Annotated in this window: 37 protein-coding genes; 35 read left to right on the top strand and 2 right to left on the bottom strand. The window is 67.5% G+C overall.

Going from position 1 to position 25,299, the window contains the following annotated elements:
* Positions 1 to 25: 25 nt before the first annotated feature.
* From LOK46_RS10715 to LOK46_RS10555, 34 genes are all read left to right on the top strand, one after another.
* On the top strand, positions 26 to 421 hold the full coding sequence (locus LOK46_RS10715; RefSeq protein WP_273563755.1) for a hypothetical protein: 396 nt from the start codon (positions 26 to 28) through the stop codon (positions 419 to 421).
* Positions 422 to 718: 297 nt separating this feature from the next.
* On the top strand, positions 719 to 1,129 hold the full coding sequence (locus LOK46_RS10710) for a hypothetical protein (protein WP_273563754.1): 411 nt from the start codon (positions 719 to 721) through the stop codon (positions 1,127 to 1,129).
* A 3-nt stretch (positions 1,130 to 1,132) separates the two neighbouring features.
* On the top strand, positions 1,133 to 1,372 hold the full coding sequence (locus LOK46_RS10705; protein WP_273563753.1) for a hypothetical protein: 240 nt from the start codon (positions 1,133 to 1,135) through the stop codon (positions 1,370 to 1,372).
* 49 nt (positions 1,373 to 1,421) lie between these two features.
* The gene (locus tag LOK46_RS10700; protein ID WP_273563752.1) at positions 1,422 to 1,841 is read left to right on the top strand and encodes a MucR family transcriptional regulator; all 420 of its coding nucleotides are present in this window, start codon (positions 1,422 to 1,424) and stop codon (positions 1,839 to 1,841) included.
* Between the two features lie 48 nt (positions 1,842 to 1,889).
* A complete protein-coding gene (locus LOK46_RS10695) occupies positions 1,890 to 2,150 on the top strand; it encodes a DUF2312 domain-containing protein (protein WP_273563751.1) in 261 nt (86 codons plus the stop codon).
* Between the two features lie 5 nt (positions 2,151 to 2,155).
* Positions 2,156 to 2,455, top strand: coding sequence for a hypothetical protein (locus LOK46_RS10690; RefSeq protein ID WP_273563750.1), 300 nt, complete (start codon positions 2,156 to 2,158; stop codon positions 2,453 to 2,455).
* Between the two features lie 23 nt (positions 2,456 to 2,478).
* Complete coding sequence (locus tag LOK46_RS10685; protein ID WP_273563749.1) at positions 2,479 to 3,153, top strand: hypothetical protein; 675 nt, start codon at positions 2,479 to 2,481, stop codon at positions 3,151 to 3,153.
* 3 nt (positions 3,154 to 3,156) lie between these two features.
* Positions 3,157 to 3,489: an HNH endonuclease gene (locus LOK46_RS10680; protein WP_273563748.1), complete on the top strand. Its 333-nt coding sequence runs from the start codon at positions 3,157 to 3,159 to the stop codon at positions 3,487 to 3,489.
* Positions 3,486 to 4,391 (top strand): helix-turn-helix domain-containing protein, encoded by a 906-nt coding sequence (locus tag LOK46_RS10675; protein WP_273563747.1) that lies wholly within the window; start codon positions 3,486 to 3,488, stop codon positions 4,389 to 4,391. The genes LOK46_RS10680 and LOK46_RS10675 overlap by 4 nt, the downstream gene beginning before the upstream one ends.
* Positions 4,363 to 5,070, top strand: coding sequence for a hypothetical protein (locus LOK46_RS10670; RefSeq protein WP_273563746.1), 708 nt, complete (start codon positions 4,363 to 4,365; stop codon positions 5,068 to 5,070). Before LOK46_RS10675 ends, LOK46_RS10670 begins: the two co-directional genes overlap by 29 nt.
* Before the next feature lie 36 nt (positions 5,071 to 5,106).
* The gene (gene nusG, locus LOK46_RS10665) at positions 5,107 to 5,829 is read left to right on the top strand and encodes a transcription termination/antitermination protein NusG (protein ID WP_273563745.1); all 723 of its coding nucleotides are present in this window, start codon (positions 5,107 to 5,109) and stop codon (positions 5,827 to 5,829) included.
* A 151-nt stretch (positions 5,830 to 5,980) separates the two neighbouring features.
* On the top strand, positions 5,981 to 6,103 hold the full coding sequence (locus LOK46_RS10660) for a hypothetical protein (RefSeq protein WP_273563744.1): 123 nt from the start codon (positions 5,981 to 5,983) through the stop codon (positions 6,101 to 6,103).
* Positions 6,091 to 6,420 (top strand): hypothetical protein, encoded by a 330-nt coding sequence (locus LOK46_RS10655; protein WP_273563743.1) that lies wholly within the window; start codon positions 6,091 to 6,093, stop codon positions 6,418 to 6,420. The genes LOK46_RS10660 and LOK46_RS10655 overlap by 13 nt, the downstream gene beginning before the upstream one ends.
* A 16-nt stretch (positions 6,421 to 6,436) precedes the next feature.
* Positions 6,437 to 6,751 carry a GIY-YIG nuclease family protein gene (locus tag LOK46_RS32920; protein ID WP_443192884.1) on the top strand — a complete coding sequence of 105 codons (315 nt, stop codon included), beginning with the start codon at positions 6,437 to 6,439 and terminating at the stop codon, positions 6,749 to 6,751.
* Positions 6,723 to 7,241, top strand: coding sequence for a terminase small subunit protein (locus tag LOK46_RS10650; RefSeq protein ID WP_273563742.1), 519 nt, complete (start codon positions 6,723 to 6,725; stop codon positions 7,239 to 7,241). Before LOK46_RS32920 ends, LOK46_RS10650 begins: the two co-directional genes overlap by 29 nt.
* Positions 7,129 to 8,457 carry a DNA-packaging protein gene (locus tag LOK46_RS10645; protein WP_273563741.1) on the top strand — a complete coding sequence of 443 codons (1,329 nt, stop codon included), beginning with the start codon at positions 7,129 to 7,131 and terminating at the stop codon, positions 8,455 to 8,457. Before LOK46_RS10650 ends, LOK46_RS10645 begins: the two co-directional genes overlap by 113 nt.
* A complete protein-coding gene (locus tag LOK46_RS10640; protein WP_273563740.1) occupies positions 8,454 to 10,031 on the top strand; it encodes a DUF1073 domain-containing protein in 1,578 nt (525 codons plus the stop codon). Before LOK46_RS10645 ends, LOK46_RS10640 begins: the two co-directional genes overlap by 4 nt.
* Positions 9,997 to 10,854 carry a phage head morphogenesis protein gene (locus LOK46_RS10635; protein ID WP_273563739.1) on the top strand — a complete coding sequence of 286 codons (858 nt, stop codon included), beginning with the start codon at positions 9,997 to 9,999 and terminating at the stop codon, positions 10,852 to 10,854. The genes LOK46_RS10640 and LOK46_RS10635 overlap by 35 nt, the downstream gene beginning before the upstream one ends.
* An 84-nt stretch (positions 10,855 to 10,938) precedes the next feature.
* On the top strand, positions 10,939 to 11,406 hold the full coding sequence (locus LOK46_RS10630; RefSeq protein ID WP_273563738.1) for a hypothetical protein: 468 nt from the start codon (positions 10,939 to 10,941) through the stop codon (positions 11,404 to 11,406).
* Between the two features lie 30 nt (positions 11,407 to 11,436).
* Positions 11,437 to 12,846 (top strand): DUF2213 domain-containing protein, encoded by a 1,410-nt coding sequence (locus LOK46_RS10625; RefSeq protein ID WP_273563737.1) that lies wholly within the window; start codon positions 11,437 to 11,439, stop codon positions 12,844 to 12,846.
* 13 nt (positions 12,847 to 12,859) lie between these two features.
* Positions 12,860 to 13,360 carry a structural cement protein Gp24 gene (locus LOK46_RS10620; RefSeq protein ID WP_273563736.1) on the top strand — a complete coding sequence of 167 codons (501 nt, stop codon included), beginning with the start codon at positions 12,860 to 12,862 and terminating at the stop codon, positions 13,358 to 13,360.
* A 28-nt stretch (positions 13,361 to 13,388) separates the two neighbouring features.
* Positions 13,389 to 14,429, top strand: coding sequence for a hypothetical protein (locus LOK46_RS10615; protein ID WP_273563735.1), 1,041 nt, complete (start codon positions 13,389 to 13,391; stop codon positions 14,427 to 14,429).
* A gap of 2 nt (positions 14,430 to 14,431) precedes the next feature.
* Positions 14,432 to 14,890: a hypothetical protein gene (locus LOK46_RS10610; protein WP_273563734.1), complete on the top strand. Its 459-nt coding sequence runs from the start codon at positions 14,432 to 14,434 to the stop codon at positions 14,888 to 14,890.
* A 31-nt stretch (positions 14,891 to 14,921) separates the two neighbouring features.
* Positions 14,922 to 15,413: a hypothetical protein gene (locus LOK46_RS10605; protein ID WP_273563733.1), complete on the top strand. Its 492-nt coding sequence runs from the start codon at positions 14,922 to 14,924 to the stop codon at positions 15,411 to 15,413.
* Positions 15,410 to 15,844, top strand: a complete 435-nt coding sequence (locus LOK46_RS10600) for a DUF4054 domain-containing protein (protein ID WP_273563732.1) — start codon at positions 15,410 to 15,412, stop codon at positions 15,842 to 15,844. The genes LOK46_RS10605 and LOK46_RS10600 overlap by 4 nt, the downstream gene beginning before the upstream one ends.
* Positions 15,845 to 15,848: 4 nt before the next feature.
* Positions 15,849 to 16,346: a hypothetical protein gene (locus LOK46_RS10595; RefSeq protein WP_273563731.1), complete on the top strand. Its 498-nt coding sequence runs from the start codon at positions 15,849 to 15,851 to the stop codon at positions 16,344 to 16,346.
* Position 16,347: 1 nt separating this feature from the next.
* Positions 16,348 to 16,599, top strand: coding sequence for an Acb2/Tad1 domain-containing protein (locus LOK46_RS10590; protein WP_273563730.1), 252 nt, complete (start codon positions 16,348 to 16,350; stop codon positions 16,597 to 16,599).
* Between the two features lie 13 nt (positions 16,600 to 16,612).
* Entirely contained in the window at positions 16,613 to 17,047 is a 435-nt protein-coding gene (locus tag LOK46_RS10585) for a hypothetical protein (protein WP_273563729.1), read from the top strand.
* Between the two features lie 37 nt (positions 17,048 to 17,084).
* A complete protein-coding gene (locus LOK46_RS10580) occupies positions 17,085 to 17,795 on the top strand; it encodes a GIY-YIG nuclease family protein (protein ID WP_443192883.1) in 711 nt (236 codons plus the stop codon).
* Positions 17,782 to 18,402 (top strand): phage neck terminator protein, encoded by a 621-nt coding sequence (locus LOK46_RS10575; protein ID WP_273563727.1) that lies wholly within the window; start codon positions 17,782 to 17,784, stop codon positions 18,400 to 18,402. Before LOK46_RS10580 ends, LOK46_RS10575 begins: the two co-directional genes overlap by 14 nt.
* A gap of 68 nt (positions 18,403 to 18,470) precedes the next feature.
* On the top strand, positions 18,471 to 19,988 hold the full coding sequence (locus LOK46_RS10570; protein WP_273563726.1) for a DUF3383 domain-containing protein: 1,518 nt from the start codon (positions 18,471 to 18,473) through the stop codon (positions 19,986 to 19,988).
* 13 nt (positions 19,989 to 20,001) lie between these two features.
* Entirely contained in the window at positions 20,002 to 20,460 is a 459-nt protein-coding gene (locus tag LOK46_RS10565) for a phage protein (protein WP_273563725.1), read from the top strand.
* Entirely contained in the window at positions 20,450 to 21,076 is a 627-nt protein-coding gene (locus tag LOK46_RS10560) for a phage tail assembly chaperone (RefSeq protein ID WP_273563724.1), read from the top strand. The genes LOK46_RS10565 and LOK46_RS10560 overlap by 11 nt, the downstream gene beginning before the upstream one ends.
* Complete coding sequence (locus LOK46_RS10555; RefSeq protein WP_273563723.1) at positions 21,076 to 22,014, top strand: phage protein; 939 nt, start codon at positions 21,076 to 21,078, stop codon at positions 22,012 to 22,014. Before LOK46_RS10560 ends, LOK46_RS10555 begins: the two co-directional genes overlap by 1 nt.
* A 5-nt stretch (positions 22,015 to 22,019) precedes the next feature.
* Here the strand turns inward: LOK46_RS10555 and LOK46_RS10550 are convergent, their stop codons facing one another.
* Positions 22,020 to 22,511, bottom strand: a complete 492-nt coding sequence (locus LOK46_RS10550; RefSeq protein ID WP_273563722.1) for a hypothetical protein — start codon at positions 22,509 to 22,511, stop codon at positions 22,020 to 22,022.
* 45 nt (positions 22,512 to 22,556) lie between these two features.
* Here LOK46_RS10550 and LOK46_RS10545 point away from each other — a divergent pair, with 45 nt between their 5' ends.
* Complete coding sequence (locus LOK46_RS10545; protein WP_273563721.1) at positions 22,557 to 24,947, top strand: phage tail tip lysozyme; 2,391 nt, start codon at positions 22,557 to 22,559, stop codon at positions 24,945 to 24,947.
* Here the strand turns inward: LOK46_RS10545 and LOK46_RS10540 are convergent, their stop codons facing one another.
* Positions 24,948 to 25,244, bottom strand: a complete 297-nt coding sequence (locus tag LOK46_RS10540) for a hypothetical protein (RefSeq protein ID WP_273563720.1) — start codon at positions 25,242 to 25,244, stop codon at positions 24,948 to 24,950.
* Positions 25,245 to 25,299 lie beyond the last annotated feature (55 nt).

Genomic DNA, 25,299 nt, shown 5'->3' with positions numbered 1-25,299 from the left:
CCAGTCGGCGCTCTCTCACCGGAGCATGCGCCGCGTGACGCAAGATGCACCCGACCTATCCGCCCTGGCCGCCGCGGCCCGGGTCGCCGCCGATGACGCGCTCGCCCTTGCGGCGCGCACGGATCACCTGACGCACCTGTGCGGCGAGAGCGCCGGCGACTGCCAGCGCGGCATGGCCGACGCGATCCGCGCCCATGCGGAGGATCTGGATCGCGGTGCGGTGTTCCTGGAGCGCTGCTCGACCGTCCCCGAGCTGCCGGCCCTGATCTCGGCCATGGAAGCCGGGATTACGTTCGTTCCGACCTCGGCCACCTCCGTCCGGTCGGTTGTCGTTGTGGGCCAGGACAAAGCCGCCAACCGCTCGCCGCTTCGCCATCGCGTTGCCGCGGGCCTTCGCCGCCGCCTGCGCGGGGGCGCCTGAAATGATCTCATCCGTCGCCATGGCCGCGCCGACCAGTCTCCGTGCCACCGGAGAAGGTACAGCGCGTCTCGCCATGTCGTCGTCAACGGCTCTGATTGAGCTGTGCATTGCCTTTTTCCTCTCGCCCCTGCCGCGAAGCCGCCAAGCACTCGGCCTGGGCGCTGACTTTGTCCTGCGTACCGTTCACCTCCCTCGTCTCTCCGCTGCCACTCCGGTGCATTCACAGTGCACCGGAGCCCTCCCGAGATGTCGGAATACCCTCCCGAGCGTTCGGAAAAACCTTCCGAGGGCAGTCGCATGACGACGATCGAAACCGCCTCGCGCCTTCTCCAGGAAATCGCCGAACCCCGACCGGTCGGCGACACCATCAAGGCTGCGATCACCCGTGCGGCTCGCGCCGTGTCCGCCGTTTCAAAGGAGCCGATGCGCTATGGTCGTGCCGAAGATATCTGGCGGCGCGAAGCTCGTCGGATCGACGCCGCAGAGATGGACGCCATCCGCGCGGCCCATGAGCGCCGCAACCGCGCGCTTCGTCAGGAGCTTCGCGACGCTGCGGCGCTGGCGGACCGTCTTGAGCGCCTGGCCGCTCAGGCCATTCCGTCGACGGATCTTGCTGCACTTGATGAGATCGTCAGCACGGCTCGGCAGGCGAAGCGAACGGCGCGCGCGCTTCGCGACCTTGCTGCAGCAGGACAGCGAGGACTCTGAGCGATGATGACGACGCGCCTCGTCCATCGTGCAGCCATTGTGGCTCGGCGCCTTCCGGTCGGACACGTCTACAGCCTCGTCGAGATCGCGGACGTCCTGTCGCGCTGGGATGCTGGGCACGGCCCTGACACCGCGACGATCGCCCTCTCGACTCGCATCCCCGAGGCCAAGGTCTCCGCGATGATCGCGCTGGACCAGGACATCCGCCACGCCGAGCGCGCGGCGAGCCGCTCCGCCTCCTGATCTTCACCGCGGCGGGCGGCTCCCGCCATCGGCACCACGAGGCATCGCCATGGACATGGATCACGCGGAGCACGTCTCCCACGCCGTCGGCATCGTCACGGCCTATGTCGGCCAGCACCATGTGCCGGCAGCCGACCTGCCTGGGCTGATCGCGTCGGTGCACCGCGCCGTCGCTGGCCTCGGCCAGCCCGCCGAGGATGCGCCGGCTCAGGCCGACAAGCCCACGAAGAAGCAGATCGACGCCTCGGTCCGCCGCGACGCGATCATCAGTTTCATTGACGGCAAGCCCTACAAGACCCTCAAGCGCCACCTGACCAAGCACGGCCTCGATGCCCGCGGCTACCGCGAACGCTTCGGCCTGCCGGACAGCTACCCGCTGGTCGCCGCCGACTACGCGGTCAAGCGCTCCGCGCTCGCGAAGGCGGCCGGCCTCGGAGCGCCGCGTCAGCCGCTCCAGGCCGTGGCCTGATCCTGAGACCTCGCCCCTGATCCTTTCTCCAGCCGCACGAGGGCCGCCATGGCCGATTCCGAAGTCACGTCAGCCGAAGGCGTCGCCGCCGACGAGCTGAAGCAGTTCATCGAGCGCCTGGAGCGCCTCGAGGAGGAGAAGGCCGGCATCATGGGCGACATCAAGGAGGTGTTCGCCGAGCTGAAGGGCCGGGGTTTCGACGCGAAGGCGGTCCGCGAGATCTTGAAGATCCGGAAGCAGGATCATGCCGAGCGGCAGGAGCTCGACGCAATCCTTGAGCTCTACATGCAAGCTCTCGGCATGGTCTGAGCGCCATGGCTGAGCACCCGATCCTCTCCCTGTTCCTGGCCGAGGCCGAGAGTGGACGGGCCACCGCCCGCTCTCTCGCGGTGCTCTACGCCCTCATCATCGCCGGCGGTGACCACGTGCATCACGGCGACTGGATCCGCGTGAACGAGGCCGTCAACGCGGCGCTCGGCTTCCGCACGCCGAAGCAGAACGACGCCTTCCGCCGGCTGGCCTGGTCGATCGTCAACGCGACCACCGAGCGGCAGCATGCTGTGCTCGGTCTGACGGCGGCGAGCGCTCACGAGGCGCCGAGGGCCGTGCAGTGATTCCGGCTGGCCACACCGCTGTCATGGCGTCCAGGCGCGAGCCGCCGGACAGCCTCGACTTCTTCCCGACGCCGCCCTGGGCGACGCGCGCCTTATGCGAGCACGTCCTACCGCATCTCGGCTTGCAGCAGGTCATGCGGTTCGACGCGTGCTGGGATCCCGCCTGCGGCGAGGGCCACATGTTCGAGGTCCTGCTCGAGTATTTCGGCGGGGGCGGCTGGGGCTCAGACATATTCGATTATGGCCGCGGCTACCGCCTCGAGGACTTCCTTGACGAGGGCACGGTGATCGGGTCGCCCGAAGACGGGATGGCGCCCGAGTTCATCATCACCAACCCGCCGTTCCGCCCGGCCACGGCCTTCACGCTGCGCGCGCTGACGCTGGCCCCCGTGGTCGCAATGCTGCTGCGCACCGTCTGGGTTGAGGGCGTCGAGCGCTACGAGACCCTGTTCCGGGATCAGCCGCCGACTCTGCTCGCGCCGTTCGTCGAGCGCGTGCCCATGACGAAGGGAAGGTGGGATCCGGACGCTGGCACAGCCACGTCCTACGCCTGGTTCGTCTGGGTGCGCGGGCGTGCCCCGCGGGCTCCGTTCTGGATCCCGCCGGGCTGCCGGCAGCGCCTGACCAAGCCGGCGGACCGTGCTCGATTCGCCGTCGTCGCCGACGCGCCCCTCTTCGACCTCGCAGCTGCGGAGTAGCCCATGAGCGACGGCCCTGCCTGCGAATGCACGGAGGAGCGGATCGGCCGTGATGGTCGATCCCGCATCGTCTGCACATGTCCGATCCCGGAAGGTCGGAAGCCCGCCCTGCGCTACGGCTTGAAGCAGTCTGAGTGGCGCCGCATCAGCCGTCACATCATCGCTCGCGACAAGGGCGTGTGCCGGTACTGCGGCAGCACTCAGCAGCTGATGCAGTGCGACCACGTCGTGGCCTTCACCCGCGGTGGAACCAACGACGATAGCAATCTCGTCGCTGCCTGCGCTGTCTGCAATCGCAGCAAGAAGAATACACCGCTGGAGGCTTGGCGAGCATGAGCGTCGAAGCACTCCGTTGGGCGAAGACACAGAAGCCGAAGAGTGCGACCCAGCGGGCCGTGCTCATGGCGATCGCCGACTACGCGAACGAGCATGGAAAGGCGTGGCCGTCTCAGAAGACGCTCGCCGACGAGATGATGCTGACCGATCGCACCATCCGCACGGCGCTGGCTGGGCTGGAGGATGCGCTGCTCGTCATGCGGTTCTCAAAGCGGAACCCGGACGGCACCCGTGGGGTGGATCGGATCCAGCTGGTGATGACGCCCGAGCTGCACGCTCAGGCCGTTGAACGCATCCAGCGGAAAAAGCTTCCGGTGGTCAAACCACCGGAAAATGACGCCCGAACCACCGGAAATTCCTTCCAAAACCACCGGAAATTGACGACCGAGCCACCGGAAGCACGTTCCGGGCAAGAACCCTCACTAGGGGAACCACCACTAGGGATCCCCCACAAGCAGAACGGTTCCGAGGCTACCGCCTCGGGCCGGCCGGCTGGCGCCGCCCTGCCTGCTGACGCTTCCTGGACCGATCGCCTCTGGCTCGACGGCAAGGTCTGGCTGATGGAGTGCGGCTGCACCCCGAAGCTGGCCGGCGACGTGATCGGCCAGTGGCTGCGCCGCTTCCACGATCCCGAGCGGATCCACGGCGCCATCGCGGCCGCCAAGTCCGCCAGGACGCAGAGCCCGATCCCCTACGTGCTCGCCGTGCTGGACGCTCCGCAGACGCGGCCGCGCGCCTCGCCCCGCCAGCGATCCTCGGCAACCACCCGTCTCATTGAACGCATGGAGGCCCGCCATGCCCGGCAGGCAAATCGAGACCAGGAAGACGCAGCCGGCTCCCGAGGTTCGGGCCCCCTCATTGAGCACGAGGGCGATGGGCGACCTGCTGGGGCGCTTCACTAACCGGGCGGACGATCACCCATCGCAGTTCGGGCGCAAGATCATCTCGGCCTCGCAGGCCCCGCAGGGCGCAGAGCGGGACGCGCTGGAAAGCCGCCGCCGCGAACTTCTGGCGTCCCTGCGCGCGACCCCGGGCGAGGATCTGGAGGACGTGCTGGCCGCCATCATGGCGACCGGCGAGACCTTCGGCGCCTCGGGCGAAGAGACCGACGTGAAGGTGAAGCTGTACGCCGAGGCGCTCCGCGACATGCCGACCTGGGCAGTGGAGCGCGCCCGCATCGCCTTCAGTCGCCCAGGTTGGAAGGCGCCGTGGAATGGACGCGGCATCCCGTCCAGCGCGGATGTGGTTGCCGAGTGTCGGGCGATCGTCCAGCCGATCGAGGCCGAGCTCTACCGCATCGGGCAGATTCTCGACGCGGAGATCGTCGAGAATCACACGACACCGGAACAGCGGGCCGATGCCCTGGCGCGCTGGGAGCGACAGAAGGCTGCGCTCGGCCGCAGCAGCGCCATGCCCGGCCGCACCGAGGATGAGATCGCCCGCGAGCGGTCGGAGCAGCAGCGCGCCAACGCTCTGATCCGAGACCGCGAAGAGCGCGCCAAGCGCCGCCTCCAGGCCGAGATCGATGCCGTGCTTCAGTCCGGCGGCGAGCCGTTCACTGGCGTCGAGCGCACCGCCTGACCCCCAGTCGCGTAACCCCACAGAGGCCGCCAGCACATGCCCAGAGGACAGCACGGCAAGGGATACAACACAGCCCAGGCGACGCCGCAGCACAACTCGACGATCGCGCAGGACGTGCCGATCGAGGAGGGGCGGCGCAACGTGGTGCCGAACTTCGGCGGCCGTCGCTCGCCTGTCCGCTGGTACATCGCCACCACGGCGCCGAGCCGCGAGCTGTCCGCTGCCGCCAGCATCCGCAGCATCGTCATGACCGGCCGCCGCGCCGGCGAGACGCCGTTCCTCGCCTACGTGCCGTGCGAGTTCTTCTGGCGCCGCTCGGTGCGCTCGAACCTCCGCGTGCCGCGCCGGGAGCAGCAGTTCCCGATCCTGCGCCACTACCTGTTCCTGGGCGTGATCGATGGCCTGTGCGACGAGACCCTGGCTGTGCTCCGCGATCGCGACATCGACGGCCGCAACGTGCACGGGCTGGTCGGCATCCTCGGCTCACCCACGCTGGGGCCGCTTCAGATCGGACCGGTCGGCATGCGCTGGCTACGGGATCGAGGCGCCGAGGAGCTCGCCGGCGCGACCAACCGGACACCTATCGGGGCCATCGCCTCGGGTGAGCCGGTTCGCGCCATGTCTGGGCCCTTCGCCGGCTTCCTCGGGACGTTCGTGTCCGCGGCGCAGGGCGGCACCGTCGGTGTCATCTCGCTGAGCATGATGGGCTCGGTCTGCGACATCCGGCTGCCCATTGAGGATGTGGAACGAGCCGCCTGACATCAATAGCGCGCTTGACAGGCGATAGACGAAACCTATCATCCGCTCATCGCTTGCCGACGAAGAATATGCGCGGGCTCGCGACGAGAGCGGATGAGGCCGGAGGCCCAAGACCGTTTCTTGCCCCCGCGCGAAGCGTCCCGAGGCCGCGATGCCCGATCCCCGCCTCATCGCCTACGCCAACCTCTGCCACGCCGTCCTCACCGCGGGCCTCGTGCTGTGGCTCGATCTGGTGGGTGAGGCGCTGATGTGCGGTCGCCGATGTCCGGCCTGACAGACACCGGCGGTTCGCCGCTCCCCCGCGTCCCTCGGTTCCAGGATCCCGTCATGCCCCACGCCAAGCTCGTCGAGCACAGTACCGCCATGGCCCGCGCCGTCGGGGAGGCCTACGCCCAGCTGCACAACGTGCGCGCCGCGGGTGTGTCGGCCACCGCCATGGTCGCCCTCGGCACCCTGGAAGGCGCCCTGGCCCGGGTGTCCGAGAGCAACGCCGCCATGGGTGAGCTCGCCCAGGGTCTGGATGACCAGGCGCCGGCCGATGCGAAGGATGCGAGCGGTGCCGGCAAGAGCGTGGTCAAGACGGGGGCGTGACGTGCTATGCTGATGCATGAGCACCGTCTACTTGCTGTGGGCTGAAGGCACCGATCGTTTCAAGGTCGGGTACACTGGCGGCAGCGTTGATGCCCGCGCGTCTCAGCTGGAGACAGGCTGCCCCTATCCGATCAGGATCCTAGGCGAGCGGCATTGGAACTCGGCAGGCGAGCGCAGGCTGCACCGCCTTCTGGATGCCTACCGTGTACATCGTGAGTGGTTCGCTCTTCCAGAGGCAATCGTCTGGCCGCTCCTGCGGTTCTTCCGAGTGGACCTGTTACCCGCAGACGGAGAGGTTATGAATGGGACGCCCGTCGGATTACGGGCCTGAGATTGCCGGGGAGATCTGCGACCGCCTCGCCTCGGGTCAGACCCTTCGTGAGATCTGCCGCGACGAGATGATGCCGAAGCACACCACTATCTACCGGTGGATGCGGGAGCACGACGAGTTTCGTTCACAGTACGCGCAGGCGCGCGAGGCGCAGGCCGACACCTGGGCAGATGAGATCGTCGAAATTGCTGACGACGGCACCAATGATTGGATGGAGCGTCGAGGCAAGGACGGGGAGGCGTTGGATCCCGTTGCTGATCACGAGCACATCAGCCGATCGAAGCTTCGGGTCGAGGCCCGGAAGTGGCTGATGGGTAAGGCGGCCCCGAAGAAGTACGGCGACAAGGTCGACGTGAACCTCGGCGGCGAGGTGAAGCATGGCGCAGACGACGCGCTTGCCCGAATCTTCGGAAGACTCGACGCTGCTGCCGCCCTCAAGTCGAGCGGCGGCCTTGCGGCGAGCGGAGTGGATCGAGAGAGCGAGGCCTGAGCAGCTCACGCCGCCGGGGACATCCTGGTCGACGTGGCTGATCCTCGCCGGCCGCGGATGGGGTAAGACGCGCACCGGTGCCGAGCATGTCGCTTGGCGCGGGGCGAGCAAGCCCGGGCGCCGCATTGCTGTTCTGGCGCCGACCTACGCGGATGCGCGAGACACCTGCGTTGAGGGCGAGAGCGGGCTTCTGGGCGTGCTGCCGCCTGAGATGGTGGCGACCTGGAATCGCTCCCTCGGCGAGCTGATCCTCGTCAACGACACGCGGTACAAGCTGTTCTCGGCCGACGAGCCGGACCGCCTCCGCGGGCCTCAGCATCACGACGCGTGGTGCGACGAGCTCGCAGCCTGGGACAAGCCGGACACCTGGGACCAGATGCTGTTCGGGCTGCGGCTCGGCGAGGATCCTCAGGTGGTCGTCACGACGACACCGAAGCCAGTGCCACTCGTCCGACGCATCCTTGCCGACCCTCGAACCAAGATCACCCGCGGCCGCACTATGGACAACGCGGCCAACCTTGCGCCGAGCGCGCTGGCCCAGCTTCAGGCCCGCTACGCCGGCACCCGGCTCGGGCGGCAGGAGCTTGAGGCCGAGATCCTCGACGACGTGCCCGGCGCCCTCTGGACCCGGGCGATGATTGACCAGGCCGTGCGCCCGGTCGGCCTGCCACAGATGCAGCGCGTGGTGGTCTCGATTGATCCCTCCGGGACGCGTGGAGCGGACGATGACGGCGACAGCGTCGGCATCGTGGTCGGAGGCAAGGGTGTGGACGGTCGCGGCTACGTGCTGGCGGACCGGACCTGCAAGCTGTCACCAGCCGGCTGGGGCCGCATCGCTGTCGCGGCGTACCACGAGTTCAAGGCTGACAGGATCGTGGCCGAGCGCAACTTCGGGGGCGCCATGGTCGAGGCGGTCATCAGAGCCGCCGATCCGAACGTGGCCTATGGCGAGGTCACCGCATCGCGCGGCAAGGCGGTTCGGGCCGAGCCGGTGGCGGCCCTCTACGAGCAGGGACGCGTCAGCCACGTGGCGGGCCTGTCCGAGCTCGAAGATCAGATGTGCCAGATGGCGGGTGACGGCTACCTCGGTGAGGGCTCGCCCGACCGCCTCGACGCGATGGTGTGGGCCATGACCGACCTTATGCTCGGCGAGTACCGCGCCCCGATCGTCGTCGGCAACGACATGCTCGCCTGGGCGGCTCGAGGCCGCCGTTGACGAAGCGCGCCGCCCGCCGCCGGAGGGCGCAGGTAGCGGCCCCCGCCGCTGTGCCCGCGCCGCCCCGCACCATCATCGTCCCGCACGAGGCCACAGCGCTCGCGAAGCTCCGCGGCGAGACCGAGAAGGTGGTCGATCCGTTCAAGCCCGCTCTCCACCCGCCCGGCGTCGCACCCGACGCGAAGCTGGCGATGGACGATGCTTTCACCGACACCGCCGGCTGGGCGCAGTCCGGGCTGGCGGCATACGGCATCGCGGATCCGGCAGCCTTCCTCGGCTACCCCGTGCTCTCCGAACTCGCGCAGCGGCCCGAATATCGCCGGGTGAGCGAGACCGTCGCGACGGAGATGACCCGGCGCTGGATCCGCGTCACGGCCAAGGGCGACAAGGACAAGTCCAACCGCGTCGAGGCGATCGTCTCGGACCTCGAGCGGCTCGGTGTGCGAGACCATTTCCGCCGCGCCTCCGAGCACGACGGGTTCTTCGGCCGGGCCCACATCTACGTCGACCTCGCCGGCGGTGACGCGCCGACCGAGCGCCTGACGCCGATCGGCAACGGTCGGGACGCCGCCAGCATCGCGAAGGTGCGCAAGGGCTCGCTGCGCGGCTTCCGCGTCGTCGAGCCGGTCTGGTGCTACCCCGGCGGCTACAACACCACCGACCCGCTCGGGCCGGACTGGTATCACCCGACGCTCTGGTACGTGCAGGGCAAGGCGGTGCACGCCACGCGCCTGCTGACGCTGGTCGGGCGCGAGGTGCCGGACCTCCTGAAGCCCGCCTACTCGTTCGGCGGCGTCTCGCTGTCCCAGATGGTCCGCCCCTACGTGGACATCTGGCTGAAGAACCAGAGCAGCGTCGCGGCGCTGATCAGGTCGTTCTCGGTTTCGGGCGTCAAGCTGGATCTGGTCAGCGCCCTGGCCTCCGGCGGTGCCGACAATCTCCAGCGCCGCATCGAGCTGTTCACGCTCATGCGAGACAACCAGGGCACCATGGTGCTCGACAAGGGCAACGGCGGCACCAGCCCGGCCGAGGAGTTCTTCAACGTCTCGACCCCGCTCGGCACGCTCGACGTCCTGCTGGCCCAAAGCCAGGAGCACATCGCCAGCATCGCCGGCATCCCGCTGATCAAGTTCACCGGCTTGCAGCCGTCGGGCCTGAACGCCTCCTCCGACGGCGAGATCCGGGCTTGGTACGACTGGATCCACGCCAAGCAGGAGGACGACTACCGCGCGCCGCTGACGACGGTCATCGACCTGATCCAGCTCTCGCGCTTCGGCGACGTCGATCCCGACATCACCTTCACGTTCGAGCCGCTCTGGACGATGGACGAGAAGGAGCGCGCCGAGGTTCGCGAGGTCGAGGCCCGCACGGCTCAGGCCATGATCGACAGCAACGTGATCCTCCCGAGTGAGGAGCGTCAGCGGATCGCGCGTCAGGAGGGGACCGCCTACCCGGGCCTCGACCTGACGCTGGATGTCGACGACGTGGGTGGCGAAGGCGACCTGCCCGGGGTGTCCGGTCCTTCCGACGAGCGCGACGATGCTGACGACACAGACCGCCGCGCCGCGGCCTGAATCGCCATACTCGCGCCTGTCGATCCGATCTCGGCAGGCGGCCGCGGCATCGTCTCGTCCTCGGATCTCAGAGCCGATCCTGGCAATGGACCGCGGACCGCTCTCGGCGGCCTCGCTGTTCAAACGGGCGAAGCGACTGGAGAAGCAGTACGGGCAGCGGCTGCGCCGGATCGCGCGTCACGTCGGGGACATCGTCTCGGGTTTCGAGGCCGGTACCCAGGCCGCAGCCGACGCCATGGCCGGCGCTCTCCGGCGCTACGCCGACACGCTCGACCCCTGGGCTCGTGCCGTCGGTGAGAGGATGGTTGCCGAGGTGGCAGCGGCGGACCGGTCGGCTTGGCGCAAGCTGTCAGCCAGCATCGGCCGCGGTCTGCGACGCGAGATCGACGACGCTCCGACCGGCCAAGCGACGCGCGAGGCGCTGGACCGGCAGGTAGGGCTGATCAAGTCGCTACCGCTGGAGGCCGCCGAGCGCGTCCACCGGCTCACGCTGGAAGGCATTTCGCAGGGTCGCCGCGCCGAGGACATCGCGGCCGAGATCGCGGCCACGGGCGAGGTCACGAAGAGCCGGGCGACCCTGATTGCCCGCACCGAGGTCTCGCGCACCGCGACCGAGCTGACGAAGGCCCGGGCGCAGCACGTCGGCTCGACACACTTCGTCTGGCGCACCGCGGGCGACTCGGACGTCCGGGCCAGCCACCGCAAGCTCAACGGGCAGACCTTCCGTTGGGACGATCCGCCCGAGTGCGACCCCGGCCACCGTGCACTGCCGGGCGGGATCTGGAATTGTAGATGCTGGTGCGAAGTAATCGTGCCTGACTAAAACTGATGTGCTAAGATAAGCGAGCCGCCGCGGGCGCTTGCAACACCTGCGACGGCTCTAACCAGCCAAGCGTAGGAGCGCTCAGTGGCTCAGAAGGTTATAAACCAAACGCACGGACACGCATCCTTTGGGGCGACAACCGCCGAGTACGAGGCTTGGCGAAAGGCTCGACAGCGGTGCGAGAATCCCAAAAACCCGCGGTATGCCAGCTATGGCGGTCGCGGCATCCAAGTCTGCGAGCGCTGGCGCGATTTCGCAGCCTTCTTCGCGGACATGGGGTCGAGGCCGACGCCCGCTCACCAATTGGACCGCAAGGACAACGACAAGGGCTACGAGCCCGGCAACTGCCGCTGGGCGACGCCCGCAGAGCAAATGGTCAACCGCCGGAACACGCGGTTCGTTGAGGTGGACGGCAAACAAGTCCCGCTGGCCACTCTCGCGAAAGAAGCCGGCCTCCCGATTAACACCCTGCGTTTTCGCATCCTGAAGGGCTGGGACCTGACGAGAGCGCTGACGGCGCCGCTCGCCAACACCGGGCCAAAGCGCACCTAGAACAGCGCCGTATGGCGCTCGCGAGGCGCCATGCTCCTACATGACAAGCGCCAGGACACCCTGGCCTTCGATCTCGCGCCGACGGCGCGGCGCCTCGACGGCGACGGTCACCTGCACGTGGCGCGAACCGCCATCAGCAAGGCCAACGTCTGCGAGTACCTGGGCCGCGAGATCCCGAACTGGCGTGACCTCGGGTTGGACGCGGACCGCCGCTACAAGCTGCTCCGCGACCCCGAGGAACTGGCCAAGGCCGTCGACAGCTTCAACGGGAAGCCGCTGCTGCTCGACCACAACCCGGTCAACGCGGACGACCACGATCACACCCGCACCGTCGGCGCCCTGTCCAATGCGGCCTGGGATCCGCCGTACCTGCGTGCCGATCTGTCCTGCTGGTCCGGGCCGGCCATTCGCCTGATCCAGGACGGGTCACAGAAGGAACTGTCCTCCGCCTACCGCTACCGCGCCGACATGACGGCCGGGCGCACGGAGGATGGCCACGCCTACGATGGCGTCATGCGCGACATCGTCGCGAACCATGTCGCTCTCGTGAAGAAGGGCCGCGCCGGGCCCGATGTCGTTGTCGGCGATTCCGCACCATCCCGAGGAACCCTCATCATGGCATCCACCGCCCTGTCGCGGGCTGCTGCGCACACGCAGGGCGCGCTGTTCGCCTACCTCCGACCCAAGCTCGCCCAGGACAAGGCGATCGACCTGGGCCCGATCGTCGCCGGCCTGACGGCTAAGACGATGAAGACCAGCGTGCCCGCGATCGTGCTCGGCGTGCAGAAGGCTGCCCGCGGCAAGCTCGCTCAGGACGCCGACCTCGACGACCTCCCCGAGGTGGTCGAGGCGCTCGTCGACCTGACCCCGCCCGAGGTCGCCGAGACCGTCGAGGGGAAGATCGACGACATGGCCGGCGCCGGCGGCGAAGGCAACGGCGGCGAGGCGCAGGACGACGCCGAGGGCGCCAAGGCCTTCCTCAAGGAGAAGGGCCTCACCGACGAGGAGATCGAGCGCGTGCTCGGCATGCTTGGCGGCGCGCCCGCGATGGATCGCAAGGCCGTCGCCACTGCGGTGCAGACCGCCACCAAGGGCATGGTCTCCAAGCCTGCCATGGACGCGGCCATCGACGCCGCTGTCACCCGGGCCCGCACCGAGGCGGCGGCCGAGCAGCGCGCGATCCGTGAGGCCGAGCGCGCTGTTCACCCGTGGGTCGGCGATCTCGCTATGGCCCACGATTCGGCTGAGGACGTCTACCGGACCGCGCTCGGCGCCCTGAAGGTCGATGTCGCGGGCGTACACCCCTCCGCCTACCCGGCCATCCTGAAGGCCACCTCGAAGCCGAGCGAGGTCACGCCCCGCCCGGCCCGCCTCGCCATGGATGCCGCCGCGACCAAGGACTTCGCGGATCGCTTCCCCCACGCCAACCGCCTGAAGTGAGAGGGAGCGACCCATGCCCTTCCAGCAGTCCATCAACGTCACGCAGGCTCCCGGCGTCGCCGGCGACTTCTGCTCGACGAACCCGCGCCATTCGGCGCTCTCGGTGCCGGGCGGCTACGTCGCCGGCCCGAGCGGTCTGACCGTCGGCCTCTTCGCCTGGGCGGACACGGCCACCGGCACAGTGCTGCAGAACAGCGGAACCGGTCTCCCGACCGGCTTTGTGCACCGCAACCTAAACGCGCTGATCGTCACCTACCTCGCCGAGTTCGGCATGACGATCCAGCAGGGTCAGCCGGTCGGCGACCTCTTCGACGAGGGCGACTTCTTCGTGAAGAACGCCGGCGCTGGCGCGGTCACGAAGGGCATGAAGGCCTTCGCCAACACCAGCAACGGGACCGTTTCGTTCGCCGCCACCGGCGCGACCGTGAGCGGCTCCGTCGAGACCAAGTGGTACGCCCATTCGATCGGCGCGGCGGGCGAGCTGATCAAGATGTCCAACACCATCCCCGGCTGAGCCCCGTCGCACTGAAGGAACACGCACCATGAACGCGCGCACCGATTTCGCACGCCTGGAGCGCGAGTGGGGCATTATCCCGCTCGGCCAGGACTGGATGCCCGAGGAGTTCCGCCGGGATTTCCACCTCGCGATGGACGCCCAGCCCGTGCTGGTCACCACGCCGAGTGCCGGCATCCCCGCCTACCTCACGACCTACACCGACCCGGAAGTCGTCCGGATCCTCCAGACCCCGAACAAGGGCGCGGAGTTGCTGGGCGAGAAGAAGGTCGGCGATTGGACGACCCAGACCGCGATGTTCCCGGTGATCGAGAACACCGGCGAGGTGTCGAGCTACGGCGACTTCAACGAGAACGGCAAGTCCGACGCGAACTTCATGTTCCCGCAGCGGCAGTCCTACAAGTTCCAGACCATCATCGAGTACGGGGACTTGGCCGCTGAGGTGGCCGGACTCGCCAAGCTCAACTGGGTCGGCGAGCAGCAGCAGTCCGGGGCTATGACCCTGGAGAAATTCCGGGACTATTCCTACCACTTCGGCATCGCGAACCTTCAGAACTACGGGACGCTCAACGACCCGGCGCTCTCGGCCGCAATCACGCCGTCCGCGAAGGCCGCGGGCGGCAACAAGTGGGTCAATAACGGTGTCGTGGTCGCGACCCCGAACGAGGTGAACCTCGATCTGCAGTCGCTGATGTCCACGCTGATCGCGCAGACCGGTGACCGCGTGTCGGTCGACGACGAGCTCGTGCTGGTCGTCTCGCCGGGTTCCAACCTCGCGCTGACCGCCGTGAACAACTTCGGCGTCTCGGCCAACGACCTCCTGAAGAAGACTTTCCCGCGGCTGACGGTCGTCACCGACGCCCGCTACGCCACGGCTTCGGGCAACGTCGCCCAGCTCTGGGCCAAGCGCTTCGACGGCAATGACGTTGGCTACTGCGCCTTCGGCGAGAAGATGCGCGACTTCCCGCTCGTCCGCGAGCTGTCGGCCGCCAAGCAGAAGAAGGCCGGCACCACCTGGGGCGCGATCATCAAGTACCCGCTCGCCTGCGCGCAGATGCTGGGGATCTGATCATGGCCGGCAGCTCAGCAACCACTGTCACCGTCGCCTCCAAGCTGCCGCACGGCCTTGTGCTGCAGCTCCAGGAGCTCTTCAAGGTCGGTCAGCGCACCGACATCGACGCCGCCGGCAAGCCCGTGCAGCGGGACATGGTGATCCACAAGCATGTCGGGCCGCAGTACGTGCTGAAGGGGGTTGCACCCGTCCACGCGCGCATCGAGGCCGGCGACGGCACCCGCATGGCGGCCGGCTTCGCGCTGACGCCGGGTATCCCCTCCGACTTCTGGGCCAAGTGGAAGGCGCAGAACGCCGACTCTGACGTGCTCACGAAGGGCATCGTCTTCGCCCATGAGGGCGGCGACACCACCGGTCAGGCTCGCGACCACGTCGGCGAGCGCAGCGGGTTCGAACCCGTCGATCCCAAGAACCTGCCCAACGAGTTCAAGCGCACCATTCAGCCGGCCGCGGCCTGACGCACGGCCCTCGCATCGCTCGGAGACAGCCATGTCCGACATCATCCGCGTGGGCTCGCGCCTGCACACCGCCATCCGCATCACCGAGCCGATGGAGAACATCGAGAAGCCGGGCGAGGCCGGGCCGCTGCGCTCGCATGTCATCGCTGGCGCCCCGCACGACGGCGGCGAAGCCGTCACCGAGGGTGTACCCGCTGATCTGTATCGCGCGTGGCTGAAGGCCAACCCGCTTCACCCGGCCGTGCAGGGTGAGCTTCTGCGTGAGATGGGTGATGAGGAGCCTTCCGAGCCGTCCTACGGCTTCCAGCCCGGCCTCGACGCCATCACCGGCGACAAGGACGAGAAGAATCTGGCGAGCAAGGGCAGCACGGTCGGCGGCGATGCACCAGTGTCCGCCACCGACATGGCCGCGACCAGCGACGCGCCGGTCGACAACTCGCCGCGCTCGCAGACTCTGCTGGACGGCGGCCCGTCCGCGAATGCCGTGAAGGATGCGTCCGCAGGCAAGAAGCGGCACGCGTGACCCTCGCGCGCGCCGATCTCGTCGCAGCGTTTCCGGAGTTCGGGAGCGTCGTGGCGTTCCCGGATGCCACGGTAGCCTTCTGGCTTGGCCAAGCCGGCACGGTGGTGGACGCGACGCGATACGGCGCGCAGGGCACGCTGGCGCAGCTTCTCTTTGCCGCCCACTATCTCGTGCTGGCGGCGCAGTCCGCCCGTGCGGCACTGATCGGCGGTGGTGCGAACATCGGTGCTCCGATCACCGTCGCAACGTCGAAGTCCGTCGGCCCGGTTTCCAAGGGCGTCGATGCCGGGCTCACCAGCATCGCGGGCGCGGGCGAGTGGAACGCGACGTCCTACGGGCAGCGCTACTACCAGATCATCCGCGGGTTCGCGGGTGGTCCCCGCTACACCGTGCCCGGCCGGACGCCGCTCGGTGGCATGACCCGGGTCTGACGCCATGCCCGTCATCAAGGTCGCGGACCGGTTCGGCCTTCTCGATAAAGCTGTCCTCGCCCTGACGAAAAACGGCGTCTACGTCGGCATCCCCGGCGGCGATGCGCGGACACCTGTGAAGGGCGAGCCCGCGCCGCCCTCCAACGCCACGATCGGGTACATCCAGGAGTTCGGTGCGCCGGACCAGCACATTCCCGCTCGGCCATTTCTCGTCCCCGGCGTGCAGTCGGCGCAGGAGCGTATCGTCAGCATCTACCGGAGCGCCGGAAAAGCGGTGTTGACGGGCGACTTCCAGGCGATCGAGGCCGCGCACCAGAAGGTCGGCCTCATCGCCACGGATGCCGTGCGCCGGCAGATCGACGACGGCACGTTCGCGCCGCTCTCCGAGCGAACTCTCGCGGCACGCAAAGCCCGTGGCGTTACGAGAGAGAAGCCCCTGGTGGACACGGGCGAGATGCGCCGGTCCATCCAGTACATGGTCAAGCCGAAGAAGGGTGCCTGACATGGCCGACGAACAGCATCAGGGCTTGCCCGTTTCGGGCTACCTGCCGCAGGGCGCCGACAAGGTCGCCATCGTCAACGAGAACAAGCTCCTGGAGGAGCGGTGCATCCGCGCCGCCGAAGCGATCCGTGATGCCGAGGGCATGGACGGGCGCATGGCCGCGCTGGCGATCACCAACATCCAGCAGGGCTTCATGTGGCTGAACCGGGCGGTGTTCCAGCCCAGCCGCGTGAAGCTGCCCGAGGACGCCTGAGGCTCCGCCTCTCATGGCCGACCTCGACGTCAGCGACGTCCTCGACGACCCCGACTTCAACACGCCGATCACGGTCCTGTCGTCGGTCGAGCAGGTCGGGTCCGACGGCCTCGCGGTGGCGATCGAGATCGTGCCCGGCGGTGTCGTGGTCATGGCGGTCGTAATCCCCGACGGCGGCCGCGACCTGATCCAGTCCAGCGCCGGCGACATGATCCAGGGCGACATCACGGTCTACACCCGATACCCGCTCACGACCGGCAGCCGCACCCGCGAGCCGGACGTCGTGTTCTGGAACGGGGACAGCTACCGGATCATCCAGGCCAAGCCCTGGCTGTTCGGCGATGGCTACACGCAGGCGATCTGCAAGCTGGCCACCATCGAGCCCGCCGACCCGCTGGACACGCCCGGCGTTCCGGCGCCCGCACCCGGGGGCGGGTTCTATGGCTAGTACTTGTAAGAATAGGACGGCCAGCTAAGATGTCTGTATGGGCAGATATCGGCGAGAGTTCAGGGTCTACGCATTGCTCAGGCCCGATGGCCGGCCCTTCTACATAGGTAAGGGCTCCCGAGCACGGTTCGCAGATCATCTTCGTGAGGCGAAGAGCGGCGGTGGAAGCCTAAAGTGTAAAATGATCCGCAGGATGATCGCTGCGGGCGATGAAGTCGGCTACATCGTTTTGCGGGAATGCGAAGATGCAGCTGAGGCCTTCGCCCTGGAGCGAGCCCTCATCGCAGAATATGGCCGGCTCGATCAGGGCACCGGGATACTGGCGAACCACACTGAGGGTGGAGACGGGGTCTCAGGTCATTCCGAAGAGCTCAGAGCCCTTCTGAGCCTCAAGGCTCGCGAGAGCATGACCGTCGAGGCGCGTGAGAAGCTTAGGCGGTACGGCAAGGCTCAGCAGGCAGATCCGAAGTTCCGAGCGAAGATGTCGACTCTGCTAAAGGCAATTCAAAACTGCCCGGATCGCATCGCTGCCAATAGAGCCCGTGGCGTCGCTCAGGCGGCGCAGCCCGGCGCTCGGGAGCACCTTTCTCGGATCTCGCGATCCTATAACTCGACGCCGGAAGGTAGGGCGGCGAACAGCGCAAACCGGAAAGCCATGTGGGCTGATCCGGTATGGCGCGCAAAGGTTCTGGCCGCTCAGGCGGCTGGTAAGGCAGCCAGAAGAGCCCGTCTCCATGGCGACCAATGATAGTTCGACCGGCGGCTACCTCGGCCCGACCACGCCGGCGCCGCTCGAGGATCTCACCCTCGATGTCGTCATCGCGGGCCTCATCGCCGGAGTGACGGGACTGGATCCGATCCGCGTCCTGCCGCGCGATCAGCCGAACCAGCCCCACATCCCCGACATCGGGGTCACGTGGGTCTCGGTCGGCGTGATGACCTCGACGCCGGACGACACCCCCGCGCAGATTCACCACCCGGACGGTGACGGCTACAGCATCCTGCGCTCGTTCTACCGCCTGGACGTCCTGGCCAGCTTCTACGGCCCCAAGGGTGACCTCTACGCCAAGCTGACCCGGGACGCGCTCTATGTCGCCCAGAACCGCGAGGCGATGCGCGTCTATGGTCTGAACCTCGTGGGCTTCGATCCCATCCGGCGCCTGCCGGACATCGTCGCCACTCAGACCCGGCGGCGCTCGGATCTCGCGTTTCAGCTGACCCAGGTCATTGAGCGCCGGTACGAGATCCGGAACGTCCAGTCCCTTGACGGAACGATCAAGGCGCAGGGCGGGTCATCCGCCGGCCCGAAGCTTCTGACGAGCCCGCTCAGCACGACGCCGCCCGCCGGCGCCTGACGCGCCCTTCCGGCGCACTGCTTCACCTCCGCAACACCCACAGGGACGCCGGCGACGGCGCTTTTGCCATGGCTGCAGGCCTCGCCCCCGGCGTCGACATCAGCGACTTTGTCAGCGTCTCCGTCACGATCTCGCGGACGGCCGCGCTCTATCGGAATTTCGGCATCGGGCTGATCCTGGGATCGACCCCCGGGGTGATCGATACCAGCGAGCGCCTTCGCTTCTACACGGGCATCACGGGCGTCGCGCAGGACTTCGGCACCTCGGCGCCCGAATACCTCGCGGCGCTGGCCTATTTCAGCCAGAGCCCGCAGCCGGGCGCGCTCTTCATCGGCCGGTGGGCTCAGGCTGCCACCCACGGACACATCCGCGGCGCGACCCTGTCGCCGATGCAGCGGCTGCTCTCGGTCTTCACGGCCGTCAGCAACGGCTCGCTGTCGCTCAGCATCGACGGGACGGCCCGCAACATCACCGGAATCAACCTGTCGAGCGCGCTGAACCTCAACGGCGTGGCCTCGGCGATCCAGACGGCCATCGCCGCGGTGGTGCCCGGCGTCACGGTCAAGTGGGACGCCGTCTACAACCGATTCGACATCGTCTCGCCGACCACCGGAACCGCGTCCTCCGTGAGCTACGCAACCGCGTCCGGCAGCGGCACCGACCTCGGTCCGCTGATGCACCTCACGAGCGTGGATGCGTCCGCCCCTGTTCCCGGTATCGCCCCCGAGACGCTCGTCTCGGCCGCGGCGACGCTCGCGAACATGTCGACGGCTTGGTACGCGCTGCTCCTGGCGCCCGCCAGTGCGCCGCTCGACTCCGACGTCATCGCGGTCGCCTCATTCATTGAGGGCATCGCCACCAGCCAGAGCCGAATCTTCGGCGTCACGACGCAGAATGCGAACGTCCTCGACGGCACGCAGTCGGCCGATCTCGCGAGCCAGCTGCAGTCCCTCAACCTCGCACGGACCTTCATCCAGTTCTCGTCGAACAACGCCTACGCGGCTGCATCCCTGTTCGGTCGTATTGCAACCGTCGACTGGGAGGGCAGCAACACGGCCATCACCCTGGCCTACAAGCAGCAGCCCGGTATCGCGTCCGAGAACATCGCCGAAAGTCAGTTCGCGGCCCTGAAGGCGAAGAACTGCAACGTCTACATCAAGGTCAACAACGGCACGTCTATCGTCTGGGCGGGCGTCATGACCGATGGCGACTTCATCGACGAGCGGGTCATCGCCGACTGGTTCCAGAACCGCATCCAGGTCGACGTCTACAACCTAATGTACGGCACCCAGACGAAAGTGCCACAGAACGATGCCGGGATGACCCAGATCGGCAACCGCATCAAATCGTCGTGCGAGATCGGTGTGACCAATCAGTCGATTTCCGAGGGCATCTGGCTCGGGCCGCCGATCGGTCCGATCAACACCGGGGACAATCTGCCCAAGGGTTACTACGTCTACTACCCGCCGGTGGCGACGCAGTCCGATGCCGATCGAGCGGCGCGAAAGTCCGTCCCCTACCAAGTCTTGGCGAAGCTCGCGGGCGCCGTGCACCTCGTCAATGTCGCCGCCATTCTCGACCGCTGAGGAGTAGCCCTCGATGACCGTCGCCTACTCCTTCGCCGACGTGAACCTGATCCTCAGTGGACCCGGCACGGCCGACCTGATCCTGTCCGAGTCCGGTGTGGCCGACGAGGGCATCACGGTCGTTCGCACCGGCGATCAGAACACGATGACCGGCGGCGCCACCCGCGGCGTCATCCACTCGCTGCACATGACCCGGTCCGGGCGGATCACGCTGCGCCTGCGAAAGGACAGCCCCTACAACCGGATCCTGAACACCCTGGCGAACTACCAGTTTTCCTCCGGAGCCTACCACGGCCAGAACATCCTAACCGTGAGCAACCGCGTCTGGGGCGACGAGGTCGACGCCACGCAGTGCGCCTTCGTCCGCTACCCCGACGGAACTTGGGCGAAGGCCGCGGCCCTTACCGAGTGGATGTTCGACTGCGGCGACATCGCCCAGCAGCTCGGCGACGGCACGCTGGTTGCGGCCTGACGTCGGTCGGCAGGACACTCCAGCGATGAACACCACCCAACAGGCCGACCGGAACGCGAGCCGCGCGCGCCGTGCCACCGCCGTCTCGCGCATCGAGGCGCTCGGCGTGGAGTACGCCGTCCAGCGCGTGCCGCCGCTCAAGGTGATCGGCATCGCGCGGCGCCTCTCGGCCTTCGCCAACAGCGCGCTCGCCAGCGCCGCGGCAGCGTCGCGCGCGCAGCGTGTCCGGGCCAAGGCGCGCCAAAAGGCGATCGAAGAGGCGGCCGCCGCCGGCACGGAGGCCGAGGAAGAGACCAAGCTTGAGGCGCAGGCCTTCATCGCGGACCTGTTCTCGCCCGTGCTTGATGCCTTCGCGCGCATGCCGGAGGACGATCAGACCTACATCGTCGAGGCGTGCCTGCGCTGCGTGAACGACCCGTCGAACCGAGCGCATCCGACCTTGTGGGACGATGCGGCCGGCAGCCCGGTCATGATCCTGTCGGCCGGCGACGTGCTGGCGATCACGGGCGAGGTGCTCAAGATCATCCTTCCCGAGCTGTGGGAGGAGCTTCAGCAGGTCATGGGCTCCATCGCAGCCTCGTTCGTGGGCGGAGCCGATACCTCCGCCGCCGCCTGATGGCGCTTCAGTACCTCCGGAAGATCGGCCTCACCGTCAGTGGGAGCGCCGGCCAGCGCGATTTCTCGACCCTGCGCGTCGTGTTCCACGTCGAGCAGCAGACCCGCCAGACGCCGAACATCGCCGAGATCTCGATCTACAACGTCTCCCGGCAGACGGCGCAGCAGTTCATCGACAAGGAGTTCACGAAGGTCACCCTGACGGCCGGCTACGAGGGCAATCCAGGGGTGATCTTCAAGGGCAACATCAAGTTCTCCCGGTTCGGCCAGGAGACGCCCGTCGACAAGCGCCTGGACATCTTCTGCGGCGACGGCGACGAGCCCTACGTGCACGCGGTGACCAACAAGGCGCTGCCGTCGGGCTGGACACACAAGGACGTGGTCGACGCCGCCCTGGAGCCGATGAAGGCCTTCGGCGTGACGATGGGCTACGTCGCCGGCCTGCCGACCACCAAGTTCAACGGTCCCCGCATCCTGTTCTCCAACGCGCGGGACATCTTGCGGGACACCGCCAGAGCCACGAAGACCGAGTGGAGCATCCAGAACGGCCAGCTGCAGGTGCTACCCTACGATGGCACGCTGCCGGGCTCGGAGATCATCCTGAATTCGGACACCGGGCTGATCGGACTTCCGGTTCAGACGCCCGGCGGGATCGTCGTCCGGAGCCTGCTGAACCCGATCGTGATGCCCGGCCGGGTGATCCGCATCAACAACGGCTCGATCCAGCGGGCCTCGCCGGATCTGAGCATCTCGGGTGAGCTCACGAACGCAAAGCTGCCATCGATCGACGCGGACGGCCGCTACAAGGTCATCGTGGTCAACCGGATCGGGGACACTCACGGCGGGCCGGGAGGCCCCTGGTTCAACGAGATGACGTGCCTCTCGGCCGACGGGCGGGGCTACGTCCCGCAGAACCTGCGGCAATACGTGCCGCAGTGAAGTGGTCAGCGTTGAAACTTCGGAGGGTTGGCAATCTCTCGCGCGGTCTGATCGTCCCTCATGAATGAGATCAGATACGACTCCATCGAGTTGTAGTAGGCGACGCCATTTCGCATCGGCGCTGCATAGCGAATGCTCTCCCGTTTCGCATGATCGGTTGCGTACATCCACATGCGCTTGATCAGCTCGTAGCTACGCTGCTCGCTCTTCACGCATTCAATCCGAGACTGGGCATAGCTAAGCCGGCCACAGGCTCCATCCACATCGCTGCCTGGGATGAAAAGGATCGTCTCCTCGGCCGGCTCGCTTGCGGGGCGCGCAGGCTTCGCTGGCTGGCCAGTGTTGGCGGGGTCGGCCGGTGACCTCGGCCGGGCCGCCGGCGGGTACCAGCTGGTACCGCCGAGAGCGTTGGAAATGTCGTCGTTGGTAGAGGCTCGGCCCTGCGCCCAGGCTGCGACGGGTAAGGCGATGAGCAGGCAGGCGAGAGCATGGCGCATGGCCTGAACCTAGCCGATCTGGTCGCGGCGTCGAGGTAGTGGTCGATGGATGACGTCCTCAAGTCGCTGTGGGTCGCCATCGGCTTCAAGGCCGACGATGCGTCGAAGGCCGCTGCCACCAAGTCGGTCGAGGACTACCAGCGCGCCGTTGAGCGGGCTGAGAAGGCGATTGAGGACGCACGCTGGGCCGGTGCGAAGACCGAGGAGGAGGTCGCTCGCCTCACGCGCGAGACCAACCTGCGGCTCGCGAAAGAGGCCCTAGAGCGGGCCAAGAAGGAGGAGCGCGACCGCGCCGAGACGGACAAGAAGCAGGCCGCCGCCCTGAAGGAGGCCAAGGCGCGGATCGGCGATTTCGTGAAGGTCGCCATCGGCATGGGCGCGGCGATCGAGGCGGCCGCACTCGGCGTGCATGCCGGCGTCGTGAAGATGGCTCAGGGCTTCGACACCCTGAACTTCACCTCGCAGCGCACCGGCGTGACGGTCCGGAACATCCAAGCGATCGGCTACGCCGCGAGCCAGATGGGGTCCACTGTCGAGGCCGGCGTCGGCTCCCTGGAGAACTTCGCCCGCACGCTGCGGCAGAGCCCCGGCAGCTACTCGCTGCTCGAGCGGCTCGGGATCAAGACCACGGATGCGAGCGGCGCTCGGCGCTCGGCCGACGCGCTGTTCCAGGAGTTCGGCAAGGCGCTCAAGGACAAGCCCGGCTACTTGCAGGACGCTTACCTCCAGGATTTCGGGATCGACGAGAAGACCGGCCGTGCCCTGATCCAGGGGCTCGACAAGTTCACCGAGGAGTACAACGAGAAGCTCCGGAAGACCGGGCTCGACCCGGACAAGGCGGCCAAGGACGCGGCGGCGCTCCAGCGCACCTTCGGCAGCCTCGCGGCTAGCATCAGCATCATCGGCCAGAAGGTAGCCTCCAACCTGTTCTCGGGCGAGAACAACGCCTTCCAGAAATTCATTGACTTTCTGGATCAGCATGGCGACGAGATCGCGGCCGTCATCAGCCACATCGCCCAGGTCGTGTTGGAGCTCGCTCGGGCGCTACTGGAACTGGTCACCAGCCCGGAGGCCAAGAAGTGGTTCGACACGCTGATGCTGGCGTTCGGCGACTTCGACAAGGAGACGGGCAAGTTCACCGCCAACACGGAGAAGATGAAGGTCGCGCTCGGCGTGTTCGGCACGTTCATCGCGACCACGTGGCTGTCGAAGATCCTCGGCGCCTTCGGCATCTTCGGGAACGGCTGGAAGGGCTTGCTAGCCATCCTCGGCATCGGCGCCGGCGCGACGGGCACCGTGGCTGTCGGCACCGCGATCGGCGCGGATCTGGCCACGCCGAACAACCTGAAGCCCGGCCTCTCAGACCAGTGGGATGAGGATCATGCCGGCGCGGCACCCGGCGGCGCGCTCGGGGCGGCCGGGCGGCTCGCACGGCGGGCGTGGGGCGCGGTGAAGCGAGCGGTCGGTGGCGGTGGCGCAGAGGCACACACCAGGGGCGGCGAGGCCGCCGCACTGGATGGCAGCTACACCGGCAACGATGGCAGGCGATCTCGAGGTGCAACCTCGGCGCAGGGCCGCGAGAACGTCGCGTCGTGGATGGACTTCCTGCAGAAGCCGGTCGCCGATGGCGGCCTCGGCATGCCGAAGGGCAAGGCGCAGGCTACGATCGCCATGATGCAGGGCGAGAGCGGAGGAAACCTCGACCCTGGCGCGATCGGCGACAGCGGGCACGCCCACGGCACGGCGCAGTGGAGCGATCAGAACGGCAACCCGCGCTTCCCGCTCTTGCGGAAGTATGCCGAGTCGCAGGGCAAGGACTGGCGGGATCGGACCATCCAGCAGCAGTACCTGCGGATGGAGATGCTCGGCCTGCCGGGCGCGATCAGCCACCGCAAGGCCTACGACGCTATGATGGGCGCGCCGACAGACGAGCAGACGCTGTACGAGGGCATCTCGAAATTCGAGAACCCACAGAAGCACGCGCTCGCCTACCAGATCCGCAAGCCCTTCCTCGATCGGTTGCGTCAGCAGCCGGCTCAGGCGGCCGCCGGTCGTCAGGTCACGGGCCTCGACGGGCAGGTCGGTACCGATCTCGGTGACGGCACGATGCGGATGCCGAGCGGGGCGATCCGCTCGATCCCCGCGAATGCGCCTACTGCGTCGGCACCCAAGCCAGAGCGGAAGCCGGTCACGGCGAAGGACATCCTGCCGAACGGGATCCCTGGCGCTTTCAACGGCAACCTGCCATCCTTCACCTCGCCGGCAGCGCCTGCGACGAGCAACGACAATAGTAAGACGGTGCACGTCAGCATCAAGCAGGGCGACACGCACGTCCGCGGGGTCGACGATCCGAAGCGGGCCGCCGACCACATCGGCACGGTCGCCGGCTATCGAAACAGCGACCTCGTCAGGAACCTGCGCTCGTCACTGGCGTGATCAATCGCCGGGCGTGATCAGGAAGGCGCTGCCTCGAACGAAGCTGACACCCTCCTCGGTCTGCACCTTATAGGTGGAGCCCGACTTGCTGATGATCTTGGCCGGAAGGTGATCCATTGCAGGGTGGCACCCCCGACCCGGTGACCGGCACAGATCGTTGCCGGCCTTGATGAAGCAGTGCTGCTGCTCCGTCGAAACGCAGAATTTCTTGAGGTCGCCCTGGAAATCCTGCGCATGCGCGGTCGCAGCCATTGAGGCCATGGCGGCGGCGGCGAGGATGTAGCGCTTCGGTTTCAAGTGGGTCGCTCCATAGGGCTTGTCGGATCTGGACGACGAGAAAACTGGAACTCGC

Source organism: Methylobacterium sp. NMS14P, assembly GCF_028583545.1.
Classification (GTDB): domain Bacteria; phylum Pseudomonadota; class Alphaproteobacteria; order Rhizobiales; family Beijerinckiaceae; genus Methylobacterium.
This window is presented reverse-complemented; position numbering and strand designations above follow the sequence as displayed.

What these genes read in the sequence shown, in the direction of transcription:
- LOK46_RS10715 (WP_273563755.1), top strand. Translation starts at nt 26, where the DNA reads ATGCGCCGCGTGACGCAAGATGCACCCGACCTATCCGCCCTGGCCGCC.
- LOK46_RS10710 (WP_273563754.1), top strand. Translation starts at nt 719, where the DNA reads ATGACGACGATCGAAACCGCCTCGCGCCTTCTCCAGGAAATCGCCGAA.
- LOK46_RS10705 (WP_273563753.1), top strand. Translation starts at nt 1,133, where the DNA reads ATGATGACGACGCGCCTCGTCCATCGTGCAGCCATTGTGGCTCGGCGC.
- LOK46_RS10700 (WP_273563752.1), top strand. Translation starts at nt 1,422, where the DNA reads ATGGACATGGATCACGCGGAGCACGTCTCCCACGCCGTCGGCATCGTC.
- LOK46_RS10695 (WP_273563751.1), top strand. Translation starts at nt 1,890, where the DNA reads ATGGCCGATTCCGAAGTCACGTCAGCCGAAGGCGTCGCCGCCGACGAG.
- LOK46_RS10690 (WP_273563750.1), top strand. Translation starts at nt 2,156, where the DNA reads ATGGCTGAGCACCCGATCCTCTCCCTGTTCCTGGCCGAGGCCGAGAGT.
- LOK46_RS10685 (WP_273563749.1), top strand. Translation starts at nt 2,479, where the DNA reads ATGGCGTCCAGGCGCGAGCCGCCGGACAGCCTCGACTTCTTCCCGACG.
- LOK46_RS10680 (WP_273563748.1), top strand. Translation starts at nt 3,157, where the DNA reads ATGAGCGACGGCCCTGCCTGCGAATGCACGGAGGAGCGGATCGGCCGT.
- LOK46_RS10675 (WP_273563747.1), top strand. Translation starts at nt 3,486, where the DNA reads ATGAGCGTCGAAGCACTCCGTTGGGCGAAGACACAGAAGCCGAAGAGT.
- LOK46_RS10670 (WP_273563746.1), top strand. Translation starts at nt 4,363, where the DNA reads ATGGGCGACCTGCTGGGGCGCTTCACTAACCGGGCGGACGATCACCCA.
- nusG (WP_273563745.1), top strand. Translation starts at nt 5,107, where the DNA reads ATGCCCAGAGGACAGCACGGCAAGGGATACAACACAGCCCAGGCGACG.
- LOK46_RS10660 (WP_273563744.1), top strand. Translation starts at nt 5,981, where the DNA reads ATGCCCGATCCCCGCCTCATCGCCTACGCCAACCTCTGCCACGCCGTC.
- LOK46_RS10655 (WP_273563743.1), top strand. Translation starts at nt 6,091, where the DNA reads ATGTCCGGCCTGACAGACACCGGCGGTTCGCCGCTCCCCCGCGTCCCT.
- LOK46_RS32920 (WP_443192884.1), top strand. Translation starts at nt 6,437, where the DNA reads ATGAGCACCGTCTACTTGCTGTGGGCTGAAGGCACCGATCGTTTCAAG.
- LOK46_RS10650 (WP_273563742.1), top strand. Translation starts at nt 6,723, where the DNA reads ATGGGACGCCCGTCGGATTACGGGCCTGAGATTGCCGGGGAGATCTGC.
- LOK46_RS10645 (WP_273563741.1), top strand. Translation starts at nt 7,129, where the DNA reads ATGGCGCAGACGACGCGCTTGCCCGAATCTTCGGAAGACTCGACGCTG.
- LOK46_RS10635 (WP_273563739.1), top strand. Translation starts at nt 9,997, where the DNA reads ATGCTGACGACACAGACCGCCGCGCCGCGGCCTGAATCGCCATACTCG.
- LOK46_RS10625 (WP_273563737.1), top strand. Translation starts at nt 11,437, where the DNA reads ATGCTCCTACATGACAAGCGCCAGGACACCCTGGCCTTCGATCTCGCG.
- LOK46_RS10620 (WP_273563736.1), top strand. Translation starts at nt 12,860, where the DNA reads ATGCCCTTCCAGCAGTCCATCAACGTCACGCAGGCTCCCGGCGTCGCC.
- LOK46_RS10615 (WP_273563735.1), top strand. Translation starts at nt 13,389, where the DNA reads ATGAACGCGCGCACCGATTTCGCACGCCTGGAGCGCGAGTGGGGCATT.
- LOK46_RS10610 (WP_273563734.1), top strand. Translation starts at nt 14,432, where the DNA reads ATGGCCGGCAGCTCAGCAACCACTGTCACCGTCGCCTCCAAGCTGCCG.
- LOK46_RS10605 (WP_273563733.1), top strand. Translation starts at nt 14,922, where the DNA reads ATGTCCGACATCATCCGCGTGGGCTCGCGCCTGCACACCGCCATCCGC.
- LOK46_RS10595 (WP_273563731.1), top strand. Translation starts at nt 15,849, where the DNA reads ATGCCCGTCATCAAGGTCGCGGACCGGTTCGGCCTTCTCGATAAAGCT.
- LOK46_RS10590 (WP_273563730.1), top strand. Translation starts at nt 16,348, where the DNA reads ATGGCCGACGAACAGCATCAGGGCTTGCCCGTTTCGGGCTACCTGCCG.
- LOK46_RS10585 (WP_273563729.1), top strand. Translation starts at nt 16,613, where the DNA reads ATGGCCGACCTCGACGTCAGCGACGTCCTCGACGACCCCGACTTCAAC.
- LOK46_RS10580 (WP_443192883.1), top strand. Translation starts at nt 17,085, where the DNA reads ATGGGCAGATATCGGCGAGAGTTCAGGGTCTACGCATTGCTCAGGCCC.
- LOK46_RS10575 (WP_273563727.1), top strand. Translation starts at nt 17,782, where the DNA reads ATGGCGACCAATGATAGTTCGACCGGCGGCTACCTCGGCCCGACCACG.
- LOK46_RS10570 (WP_273563726.1), top strand. Translation starts at nt 18,471, where the DNA reads ATGGCTGCAGGCCTCGCCCCCGGCGTCGACATCAGCGACTTTGTCAGC.
- LOK46_RS10565 (WP_273563725.1), top strand. Translation starts at nt 20,002, where the DNA reads ATGACCGTCGCCTACTCCTTCGCCGACGTGAACCTGATCCTCAGTGGA.
- LOK46_RS10555 (WP_273563723.1), top strand. Translation starts at nt 21,076, where the DNA reads ATGGCGCTTCAGTACCTCCGGAAGATCGGCCTCACCGTCAGTGGGAGC.
- LOK46_RS10550 (WP_273563722.1), bottom strand. Translation starts at nt 22,511, where the DNA reads ATGCGCCATGCTCTCGCCTGCCTGCTCATCGCCTTACCCGTCGCAGCC.
- LOK46_RS10545 (WP_273563721.1), top strand. Translation starts at nt 22,557, where the DNA reads ATGGATGACGTCCTCAAGTCGCTGTGGGTCGCCATCGGCTTCAAGGCC.